Origin of the sequence: Kitasatospora sp. NPDC057542, assembly GCF_042801945.1 — a bacterium.
In the GTDB taxonomy this organism is placed as follows: domain Bacteria; phylum Actinomycetota; class Actinomycetes; order Streptomycetales; family Streptomycetaceae; genus Kitasatospora.
In genome coordinates this window covers 1-10524 of sequence record NZ_JBHVFE010000320.1, presented here as the reverse complement: position 1 = coordinate 10524, position 10524 = coordinate 1, and the positions used below count along the sequence as shown (strand labels likewise).

Genomic DNA, 10524 nt, shown 5'->3' with positions numbered 1-10524 from the left:
GGTGACGGCCCTTCCGGCGTCTCCTCGGTGCGGAAGCCACGTCGCGTGGTCGCCCGCGGCGTCCGCACCAACCACCCGGAGGGAAGTCCGCGTGGCCAGACCGGTCGTCGCCGCGATCCTGTTCGATGCCGGCTGGGGTGACGCGGACCCGGAGCGGACGTCAGCCCCTCATCGCACGCCATGGCCGTCAACGACACCATCGTGGCGTTCACCAGCTCGGCCACCCCCGGCGAGCCGATCGGCCGGATCGCCGACTGGGTCACCGAGGCCCCGCACCCGAGATAACGCTTGCGTCACGACCAGAGATCGCGTGCAGCAGTCGCGAGTCGGGCTCCGTCAGGTTGAGCGGGGGAGCCAAGGGGGCTTCGGGAGAGGCGAAGATGCTCAAGAGTCGCGAGCCGGGTGACCATGCGAACCGCTGACGTCCCTGCCTTCACGGCATTCGTGCATGCACGGTCGTCGGCCCTCTTCAGGACCGCACTGCTGCTCACCGGCGAGCGTCATGTGGCCGACGATCTGGTGCAGTCCACGCTGGAGCAGGTCTGTCGGCACTGGCGCCGGATTCGCTCTGCCGACGCACCGGAGGCCTATGCACGCCGGATCCTGGTGAACCTCGCCAACGACCGCTGGCGCAAACTACGTGGACGTGCGGAAGTACCCCTGGATGAGGGTATCGGGGACGGGTACGTCGATCCGTACAAAGGTCTCGTGGTCCGCGACGAGTTGATGCGCGAGCTGCAGTCCCTGCCGATCGGCATGCGCACCGTACTGGTGCTGCGGTACTTCGAAGATCTCGACGACGCGGAGATCGGCCACTTGATGAACATCTCGGCCAGCTCGGTCCGATCCCAGGTGGCCCGGGGCCTGTCGAAACTCCGGTCGACCGTCGATGCACAGGCACTGCACACACGTTCGGGAGGGGCGGCATGAAGGACTACGACCTGGAGGAGGAGCTGGCCGCGGCCATGCGCGACCGTTCACGGCGGGAACCGCCGCGCAGCTACGACGTCGATGACCTCATCGGGTCGGTACGGCAGCGCCGCCGGCGCCTGCAGACAGGTGCGGCGGCGGCCGTGGTGATCGTGGCCCTGGGCGCTGGCTTCGTGTCTCAAGCGGATCATGACCGTGCCTCGGTGCCCGTACAGGCATCGACCGCGTCGAGTGCCGATATGCCTCCTTCACCCCCGCCCATCGAGCCGTCCTCGCCCACGGCTTCGGCATCGGCTTCGACACCGGCCTCCCCGGCCGACCCGGCCCGGACGACGAACACCCTGTTCCTCTCCGCCCTGCGCTACCAGAATCCGGCCACCCGCTCTGAGGTGGATCCGGCACAGGTGGCAGCATTGTTCGCCAACGAGTCCACGTACCAACGGATCTGGGGAGCCGACTCCCGCGGTGTGACCTGCGGTGCCTTGGTCGACGGCGTGCTGGCGTCGGGTGAGGTCTTGCTGTACCAGGGGACTGAACGGCTCGACCGGGCCCCTTCCCTGGACTTCGACGGGGCCACGGGGAAGGTGACCGACCTGACCTGCACAGCGGTCGCCGGAGACAGCAAGGGGGGCGACCCCACGGTTTCCGGCTTTTACGGCGGGCTGGTGGCGGCCACCAAGTCCGGCGACTCCACGGCAATGGCGAGGCTCGGGAAACAGTTCGTGACCGAATACCTTCGATCCGACCGGGGCCAGGGCCCGACCGCCGGCACCTGCTCCCTCACCACCCCCCCTTTCTGGCTCGCCGACAACCCCTCGTCCGGAACTCTCACCCACGGATGGACCGTGAACCTCGGCGGCCACCACGACTTCCCGATCGAGATCGACGAGAACGCGAAGATCGCCAGATCTTGCGGCGGGTGAGCCGCACCAGCCGCCGCTGAGGCAGATGACACCGGACCCAGCACGCACGGCGGCGCGTCCGGAAACCCCTACACGCCCTTACAGGTCCATAGGCGATGTCCGCGTGCCCGGACATCGGAAAGCGAGTGCCCGTATGAAGCACCGGACAGCCTTCGTCATACCCGTGCTCGTGGGCGCCGCCATGGTGGCCCACGTCCTGATCCCGACCTCGGGACCGGCCGAGGGCACCCCTCCTGCCCCACTGCCGACGTCAACCCCGTCAGCGCCAGGCACGCTTTCCGAGCAAGAACTTGCCGCCGCGGCTACGACAACGCCGGAGCAGGCCGTGCGCCTCGCGCTCGACGGGCTCGGGGCGCACCACGGCCGGTACGCTCTCGCCGTCGAGGACCTCACCTCGAACCGCTCGGCCGCCTACGGTTCGTCCACCGAGACCTTCACCTCCGCGAGCATCATCAAAGTCGACATTCTGGCCGCCCTGCTGCTGCAGACGCAGGACCGCGGAGGCCAACTCAGCTCCGCTCAGCGACAGCTGGCCTCCGACATGATCCGCCTCAGCGACAACGACGCGGCGCAGAAACTCTGGACCGACATAGGCAGACGCCAAGGTCTGGACGCGGCCAACGCCCGACTCGGACTCACCCCGGCACACGCCGGCCAAAGGGGAGCCTGGGGACTGACCCGGACCACGGCCCGTGACCAAATCTCCCTCCTGAAGGCCGTGTTCACGCAGGACTCCCCCTTGAACGCCGCATCCCGGTCGTACGTGCGGGCCCTCATGAGCGCCATCACCGACGGACAGAACTGGGGCGTCGGCGCAGCGGGATCGCCCGGCGACCTGCCCGTACTCAAGAACGGCTGGCTCCCGGGCGGGATACCTCAGCTATGGGTCGTCAACAGCGTGGGCATCGTCGAACGCGCGGGACACACGCTGCTCGTCGTCGTACTCACCGACGGTCAGCCCACGCGGGAGGCCGGCATCGCACTCATCGAGCAGGCCGCGGCGACCGCGGTCGAGGCACTGGTGCGCACGCCGTGAAAACCCTCGACCGACCACACCCCCACCCAGGCCTGTCTCCGGAAGACAGCGGACTGCTTCGCACATTTCGATCACGCCTGGGCATCAGATGCGGTACCCGGGCATCGAAGCCGCCACCCATCGAGTGACAGCCCCGCGCCCAAACGCCGCCGCCTACCAGCACCAGCCCCGCCCTACGCCCAGTCGACGCCGTGCTCGGCGAGCTGCGCGAGCTGACCCGCGCTCAGCTTGGCCCACCTCGCCTTCGTGTTGTCGGGGAAGGTGCCGAGCGAGACGGAGACCGTCCCCCACCGTCTCCTCGCCGCCGGTCCCGACTGTCACCAGCTCCAGCTCTTCAGTGTGCCGGCGCTTGACCTTCGTCCCGCGGCCCTCCCGCTCGACGAACTGGCCGAGCGCGGCGATACCGAGGGTGCACCGGTCGGCACGCGACATCTTCGACTTCGCCTCGGCGGCCGCCTTCGCCGCGACGAGCTCCCGGTCCTCCTCGATACCGATCGCCGTCAGCAGGTCCCGCTGGTCCTCCTCCAGGCCCGGCCAGCCGCGGCCCGCTGCGCCCGCACCCAGCGGCCGAGCTGCTCACCCTCGAACACCGTGTCCTGCGGCAGCACGGCCCAGTCGACCAGGCCGTCGCAGGCCAGCCACCACAGCCGGGCGGTGGCGTACGCGCGCTGCCAGGTGACCAGCCAGACCGGGCACCACCACGGGTCGATCTCCTCCAGTGCCCGGCGCCGCTCCGGCGACAGCGCACCCTGCTCCCCGGCCGGCATCTGCGCCGCGGCCCGCAGTTCCGAGAGCCACGTCCCGATCGCGTACCCGCCGACCGGCGCCGCGAGGCTGCCGCCGTGCCCCTTCGCCCAGACCCGCGCCCAGTCCAACCCGGCCTCGAACCGCGTATCCGAGACAGACCAGATCATCCCGAGCGCGTCCAGCATCTCCACACATCAAGGCCGCCAGTCTCCTCGAACCACCGCCGCGCATGCCCGATCCCCTCACGCCACAGCTGCGTCTCACCGATCAGCACCCGCGAGGCGATGAACAGCCTCCTCCACGCCGCGCACGGCCTGGCCGTGCGCCACCGGGAGCTCGCGGAGCAGATGCTTGCTGCTCACCCCACTCAAGCCGCCGCTGCGGAAGAGGCCGCCCCGGCGCCTCCTGTTTCGCCCCGGGGTGAAACGGCGGACCCTTCCGGTGCCTCCCGGGTGGCGGGTGGGCAGGCGTCGGCGGCTGCGCCGCTCCAGGCTTCGGTGGCTGGCACCCCGCCTGCGAGGACCGGCCTGCGTCCGCCGCACTCCGGGGCGAAACCCTTTGGCCAGCCGGCTCTGTCCTGGACCAGCCGCAGGCCCTGGCGGCGCCTGTTCCTCCCCGAGGAGAAACGGCGCAAGCTGCTCGGCCTGCTGCCGAGGCGCCCGTTGCTCCCTGGGGCGAAACCCGGCCCGGCGGCGAGCAACTGCGCGGGCTCGTCGACCTGCGCCTCGCCCAGCAGCGGACCGAGCCCCGGCCTGTCCCGGTCTCGCCCGCACCGCAGCGGCCCGCCGAGGTCCCCGTCCCGGGCGACCCGGCGCACCGCCGGCTGCCCCCCGAGCGACGTGCGCATCGTCCTCGACCCGCAGCGGCCCGGCGACTGGTGGGCGCTGGCCGGCTGGACGGTCACCCCGGACGTATACCTCGTGACCGGCGAGGGCCATCAGGTCGGCTGGGCCGAGCGCGGTCTGACCGGTATCGGTGACCGGTGGGTGGCGGTGTACGAGGGCTACTTCATCGGCGACATCAACACTCAGGAGGCGATGCTCCACGGCACCCCCGAGCAGGCCGCCTTCACCGTCCACACCGCCTACCTGCAGAACCTCTGACAACGCGGCCGGGCGTGCCCGCGGGCCGAGCCCAGGCCCGATCCAGCACACCACCGCCGGTGGGCCGCAGCACATTGTTCCGGCCGGGCCGGCGCAGCGATGGGGCGAGGCGCGAAGCCGCCGGCGCAGGTGTGCGCGCGACCGGAGTGCGGTCAGCCGGTGCCGGTCAGCGATTCCGGACGGGGCCGCCCCACCCTGTACTGCTCCCGCTCCTGCAAGTCGAAGGTCGCCCGCGCCAAGACCGCCGCCCTGGCCGAGGCCGGCCGGGCGGCCCAGCGGCAGCCCTCGCCCTCGCTGGAGGGCGCCCGGGCCGCGCTTCTGGGCCACGCCGCCCGGCTGGAGAGCATCGCCCATGCGGTCCTCGCGGCGGTGGATGCCGATCCGGCGACCGCGTACGAGGAGTTCTACCAGCAGGCCCTGCTCCTGGACGCCCGGGTCAGGCAGACGGCGGCCGACGCACGGGACGAGGTCCGCTCGCCCGGCATCACCAAGGACGAGTGCGAGCTGCGCCGGGCCGAGGAGGACCTGATGCGCCCGGAACTCCTGGCCCGCGTCGCCCCCGAGATCCTGGCCTCCGCGGACCGAGCCGCGAACCCGCCCGCAGCCGGGACCGCCGACCGACACAGCGGAACGGCTCAGCCCGCAGACGACGTCGTCGCGCCCGGCTTCGGAACACCCACCACCACGGCCCGGCCCGGGAGATCCCCCTGAAACCACTCGCGCCCAACGGCGCTCTCGTGCTCGGGCGGCTCGTGCAGCGTCTGCGAGATCATGAAGCGGTTGGATGAGGGCGACCTCGTCGTTGATGCCGCGATAGGTTAGCTCGGTCTCTGGAGTGTCCAGTGCCCACCACGACGGGATGTTCCGCCTCCAAGGCGATCACCCGGATCACCCGCACCGACTTGATCATCGTTGACGACATCGGGCTCCTGCCCGCCTCGCCCGACACCGCCGAAGGCTTCTACCGCCTGGTCGACGCCGTCTACGAGCGCCCCAGCCTGGCAGCCAGCAGCAACCTTCACCCCAGATGGCTGGACGAAGACGTTCACCGATCCTTGCCTCTACGCGGCCATCGTCGACCGCTTGACCTTCAACGGCACCATCATCGCGACGGGCAGCGACGCCTACCGGCTCGCCTCAACGCGGGCGCGGGCCGAGGAACGGCGAAGGCCGGCTGACCGTTGCAGGCTTCTGCGCTGTCGGCGTCCTCGACATGGCCGTACGCGTCGACCGTGATGGCCGTTGCCCGCCCGTTCGACGTGATCAGCCATGCGAGGACCTGCTCGGTCAGCGGGGTTCCGCCGGGCCCCTGGTCGCACCGATCGAGCTCGACATAGACGCGCTCGTACCCCACGTCCCTCAGCGATTCACTGTGCCAGACCTCAGCTACGCAGGCAGGCTACTGGTGATCACTGGCATCTGTCCCGGGCGCGGTCGTTCCCGCCCCGCCTGCCCATTTCGTGCCGAGATCACGATCTACGGCTGGAGTACCAACGCCGTGCGATCAAGCCGAGGAGCAGTGACCATGCCAGTGTGCACACGTGACTTGACCAGCATCGACCGGAACCGGATGACAGTTGCCACCTCCAACCGACAGGAACAACGCGATCATCGACTCTTCCGCGACGGGCGGAGCAGATGCAGCAGTGGTGCGCCTGTGCCGGGGAAGCGGTGAGCCGGTTCGAAGCGGCGCTTGACAACGATGTCCTCGCTCCACACCTGTGCCGATCAGGGGGGTAAGAGGGCGAGGTCTGGCACCGCTAATACTCGTGAACCGTAGGCGCCGTGCGGGCGAGGACTGATACAGAGAGGTGTCCAGATGAAGGCGATCGTGGTGACGGACCAGGCCGCAGGAACGGCCGGGATGACGCTGACGGAGCGACCCGAGCCCGAGCCGGCGATAAACGATGTCGTCGTTCAGGTTCATGCGTCGGGATTCGTCCCGACCGAGATGGCGTGGCCCTCGACCTGGACCGATCGCCTCGACCGCGACCGAACACCGTCGATCCCCGGACACGAACTGGCCGGAGTGGTCACCGCCCTCGGCTACGGCACGACGGGTCTCTCGGTGGGCCAGCGCGTGTTCGGCCTCACCGACTGGTATCGCGACGGCACCCTCGCCGAGTACGCGGCCGTCGAGGCACGCAACCTCGCGCCGTTGCCGGGCGACGTCGACTTCACCGTGGGCGCTAGCCTTCCGATCTCAGGCCTCACCGCGTGGCAGGGACTGTTCCAGCACGGCCACCTCCAGGCGGGGCAGAGCGTCCTCGCGCACGGCGCGGCCGGCGCAGTCGGGACGATGGTGACGCAGCTCGCACGAGAGGCCGGTGCCTATGTCATCGGCACCGGACGTGCCGCTGACCGTCAGAAGGCACTCGACTTCGGCGCAATGGAGTTCGTCGACCTCGACAACGACACCCTGGAAGACGTCGGCGAAGTCGACCTGGTCTTCGATGTCATCGGCGGCGACATCCAGAAGCGATCCGCATACCTGATCCGGGCCGGAGGAACACTGGTAACTGCCGTTGGGCCGCCCGAGGCGCGGCCCGCCCACGGTCAGGCGATCGACTTCGTTGTCGAGTCCGATCGCGTCCAACTGGGTGAGATCGTCCAGCGGGTGCGGGACGGACGACTGCGCACGAACATCGGCAACGTCGCGGCCCTCGACGATGCCGTCGCCGCCCTTAACCCGACCGAGCGACGCCAGGGGAAGACCATCATCCGCGTTCGCCCGTGAGGGACAGCGCGGCCCTCCCGTCCTCGTAGATCAGCATCAGCCGCGTAGTGATGTCGGGCGCGCTTCACGCACTCGGCGGTATCGCAGAAGAACCGGCGAACCCGCAGGTGCAGCACCAGCTCCCGCCCGGAGACCGCCGTGTCTGATCCGCCGCTCATAGGCGCTGTGCACGCGGGTCGGACCAGCTACCACAGCCCGGGCACTCTGCCCGGGGTGTCCGGCCTCGGGCATGCACCCGCACCGACCCGCCGACCGGTCTAACCAAGTCCACCTGCAGCAACGCGAACTGAGGGAACAGGACGGCCAGAAGACCAGTGACAGACACCCGACATGATCGCCAACCGTCGAGACCTGCGGGCGGCTTTCACGAAACTCGCGCCAGAGCCAGTCTGCCGCGTCCGCTGACACCGCAGCACCGCGACAGGCCATGCAGTCCCCGCCAAGGGCCACGGCGAGCGCGACGTCCAGCAGGATCTCGCCTGGATCACGGACCGCCCGACTCCTCGCCGCGATCCTGCTCTGCGGTGTTGCCGTCCAGCCGGAGGGCCCGGCAGTGCCGTCGCCGTCAGATCAGAGGGTCTGGAGACCGCGAGCGCAGCAGGGCAGCTACATCCGAGCGGCTTCGCGCAAATCGCCATCGCGGACACACCGCACTCGCAGGCAAACCACCCGCCAGCAGCGTCCCCGACCTCGCGGGTCAGAACACCTAGGGCGGGCGCTGTCCGCGCTCCGTGCCGCAGGAATCCCTGGGAGTTGTCGGCCCCGACGGGGTGCGGCCAGATGCTCAAGCGGCTTGCTCTCCAGGCGTGTTCACGGTCCTCCCGGCTCGGAACGGCCATTCGGTGGGAAGGCGCCCGCAGAACCGGGGGTGAAAAATCCCGCCGCAGTCGGCGGCGGCCTGCTACAGTCGCCTTAGTTGCAGTAGTGGTTCCCATGAACTTTGTGTGCGCCTGCTGATGTGTTGCAGGCGCATTTTTTGTTCCCCGGTTCTTTCCCGGTGGGCGCTCCATGCGGTGACTCGAAGCCCGCACCGTGCGTGCTTCGGACAGTCCCTTGAAGGAGATTTTTAATGGCTAATGGCACTGTGAAGTGGTTCAACTCGGAGAAGGGCTTCGGCTTCATCGAGCAGGAGGGCGGCGGCCCCGACGTCTTCGCCCACTACTCGAACATCAACGCCAACGGCTTCCGTGAGCTGCTCGAGGGCCAGAAGGTCGAGTTCGACGTCACGCAGGGCCAGAAGGGCCCGCAGGCCGAGAACATTCGCCCGCTGTAGTTCTTCTGCCATGGCACCCGCCTAGCAGCGAGGGGCCCGCACCGCGCACATGCCCGGTGCGGGCCCCTCGGCCATCGCGCCACGGCGCATCCCCCGGCCGTTCAGGCCCCCGGCCCCGCCACTGGCGGCCATCCCCACGCGAGACGCACAGCGCCGCGTCCGGATCGGCGCCCCGCCGTGACAGCTCGCGGTTCGAGGTTCTTCGCTCCCGTCCTCCGCGGTGAGCGCCGACCGTTGGTGACGTGCCGCACGGTTCCACCGTCCACGCTCCGCTCGTCACACTTCCGGCCCGTTCCCTTGCGGTCTCCGCCCGGTGCCCCGCGCCACGGGGCCTTCCTCGTGACGTGCCGCCCCAAGGAAGGTTTCCCGCATGGCCCGCTCCAGTCGCTCCTCGTACCACAACGCCGACTTCCGCTCCGCGGCCGGCTCCCGCTCCAGTGGCGGCCGCTTCTACGGCGACCGGCCTGCCGGAGGCCGACGCTCCTCCGGCCGGAGTGCCCCTCGGGGCCCCTCCGCGCAGGGCGAGTTCGCGATGCCGGTGAGCACGACCCCGGCACTGCCGGCCGTCGAGTCCTTCGACGAGCTGGACATGCCGAAGGCGCTGCTGTCGGTGCTGACCCGCCAGGGTGTCACCGCGCCGTTCCCGATCCAGGCCGCGACGCTGCCGAACTCGTTGGCCGGCCGTGACGTCCTCGGACGGGGCCGGACCGGCTCCGGCAAGACCATCGCGTTCGGCCTCGCCGTGCTGGCTCGCACCGTTGGGCAGAGGGCCGAGCCGCGTTACCCGCTGGCCGTGGTGCTGGTTCCCACCCGCGAGCTCGCGCAGCAGGTCACCGAGGCACTCACCCCCTACGCCCGCGCCGTACGCCTGCGGATGGCGACCGTGGTGGGCGGGACGTCGATCAGCCGCCAGGCATGGATGCTGAACCGCGGGGCGGAGGTCGTGGTGGCCACCCCGGGCCGGCTCAAGGACCTGATCCAGCGCGGCGACTGCCGGCTGGACCGGGTCGGCATCACGGTGCTCGACGAGGCCGACCAGATGGCCGACATGGGCTTCCTGCCCCAGGTCACCGAGCTCCTCGACCAGGTCGCCGAAGGCGGCCAGACCATGCTGTTCTCCGCCACCCTGGACCGCAACGTCGACCGCCTGGTGCGGCGCTTCCTCAAGGACCCGGTCACGCACTCGGTGGACCCGTCCGCGGGAGCGGTCAGCACCATGGAGCACCACGTGCTGCACGTGCAGAACTTCGACAAGAACGCCACGATCGCCCACATCGCTTCCCGTGACGGCAGGGTGATCATGTTCATCGACACCAAGCACGGCGCGGACCGCCTGGTGGAGGACCTGCTCGCGAACGGGGTGAAGGCCGCGGCCCTGCACGGCGGCAAGTCCCAGCCTGAGCGCACCCGCACCCTGGAGCAGTTCCGCACCGGCCAGGTGACCGCACTGATCGCGACCAACGTCGCCGCCCGGGGCATCCACGTCGACGGGCTCGACCTGGTCGTCAACCTGGACCCGCCGGGCGACCACAAGGACTACCTGCACCGGGGCGGGCGCACGGCCCGGGCCGGCGAGTCCGGCACCGTCGTCACGCTGGTGCTGCCCAACCAGCGCCGCGCGATGGCCCGCATGATGACCACGGCCGCCATCACCCCCGTCATCACCAGGGTCCTCGCCGGCGGCGAGGACCTGGCCCGTATCACCGGCGCCCGCGTGCCCACCGGCATTCCCGCCGTGATCGCCGACCCCGTCGTCGAGCGGCCGCGCCGCAGCC

Annotated in this window: 10 protein-coding genes; 9 read left to right on the top strand and 1 reads right to left on the bottom strand. The window is 70.0% G+C overall.

Translation table 11 applies throughout. The features are described 5' to 3' along the window. Positions 1–408: 408 nt before the first annotated feature. From ACFU7Y_RS30880 to ACFU7Y_RS30870, 3 genes are all read left to right on the top strand, one after another. On the top strand, positions 409–930 hold the full coding sequence (locus ACFU7Y_RS30880) for a SigE family RNA polymerase sigma factor (protein ID WP_224279639.1): 522 nt from the start codon (positions 409–411) through the stop codon (positions 928–930). Beyond that, a complete protein-coding gene (locus ACFU7Y_RS30875) occupies positions 927–1853 on the top strand; it encodes a hypothetical protein (RefSeq protein WP_224279623.1) in 927 nt (308 codons plus the stop codon). The genes ACFU7Y_RS30880 and ACFU7Y_RS30875 overlap by 4 nt, the downstream gene beginning before the upstream one ends. A 325-nt stretch (positions 1854–2178) precedes the next feature. Then, positions 2179–2889 carry a serine hydrolase gene (locus tag ACFU7Y_RS30870; protein WP_224279625.1) on the top strand — a complete coding sequence of 237 codons (711 nt, stop codon included), beginning with the start codon at positions 2179–2181 and terminating at the stop codon, positions 2887–2889. A 500-nt stretch (positions 2890–3389) separates the two neighbouring features. Here the strand turns inward: ACFU7Y_RS30870 and ACFU7Y_RS30865 are convergent, their stop codons facing one another. Then, positions 3390–3821 (bottom strand): helicase associated domain-containing protein, encoded by a 432-nt coding sequence (locus ACFU7Y_RS30865; RefSeq protein ID WP_380770376.1) that lies wholly within the window; start codon positions 3819–3821, stop codon positions 3390–3392. Between the two features lie 654 nt (positions 3822–4475). Here ACFU7Y_RS30865 and ACFU7Y_RS30860 point away from each other — a divergent pair. The 6 genes from ACFU7Y_RS30860 to ACFU7Y_RS30835 form a co-directional block, all read left to right on the top strand. Continuing rightward, entirely contained in the window at positions 4476–4739 is a 264-nt protein-coding gene (locus ACFU7Y_RS30860; RefSeq protein ID WP_380770375.1) for a hypothetical protein, read from the top strand. Between the two features lie 159 nt (positions 4740–4898). Next, the gene (locus ACFU7Y_RS30855; RefSeq protein ID WP_224279631.1) at positions 4899–5450 is read left to right on the top strand and encodes a hypothetical protein; all 552 of its coding nucleotides are present in this window, start codon (positions 4899–4901) and stop codon (positions 5448–5450) included. Positions 5451–5581: 131 nt separating this feature from the next. After that, on the top strand, positions 5582–5917 hold the full coding sequence (locus ACFU7Y_RS30850) for an ATP-binding protein (RefSeq protein WP_380770374.1): 336 nt from the start codon (positions 5582–5584) through the stop codon (positions 5915–5917). A gap of 641 nt (positions 5918–6558) precedes the next feature. After that, positions 6559–7476, top strand: coding sequence for an NADP-dependent oxidoreductase (locus ACFU7Y_RS30845; RefSeq protein ID WP_380770373.1), 918 nt, complete (start codon positions 6559–6561; stop codon positions 7474–7476). A 1069-nt stretch (positions 7477–8545) separates the two neighbouring features. Beyond that, entirely contained in the window at positions 8546–8749 is a 204-nt protein-coding gene (locus ACFU7Y_RS30840; RefSeq protein WP_045694210.1) for a cold-shock protein, read from the top strand. Between the two features lie 370 nt (positions 8750–9119). Next, the coding region (locus tag ACFU7Y_RS30835; protein ID WP_380770372.1) for a DEAD/DEAH box helicase at positions 9120–10524 on the top strand (1405 nt) is incomplete at its 3' end.

What these genes read in the sequence shown, in the direction of transcription:
- ACFU7Y_RS30840 (WP_045694210.1), top strand. Translation starts at nt 8,546, where the DNA reads ATGGCTAATGGCACTGTGAAGTGGTTCAACTCGGAGAAGGGCTTCGGC.
- ACFU7Y_RS30880 (WP_224279639.1), top strand. Translation starts at nt 409, where the DNA reads ATGCGAACCGCTGACGTCCCTGCCTTCACGGCATTCGTGCATGCACGG.
- ACFU7Y_RS30865 (WP_380770376.1), bottom strand. Translation starts at nt 3,821, where the DNA reads ATGCTGGACGCGCTCGGGATGATCTGGTCTGTCTCGGATACGCGGTTC.
- ACFU7Y_RS30875 (WP_224279623.1), top strand. Translation starts at nt 927, where the DNA reads ATGAAGGACTACGACCTGGAGGAGGAGCTGGCCGCGGCCATGCGCGAC.
- ACFU7Y_RS30845 (WP_380770373.1), top strand. Translation starts at nt 6,559, where the DNA reads ATGAAGGCGATCGTGGTGACGGACCAGGCCGCAGGAACGGCCGGGATG.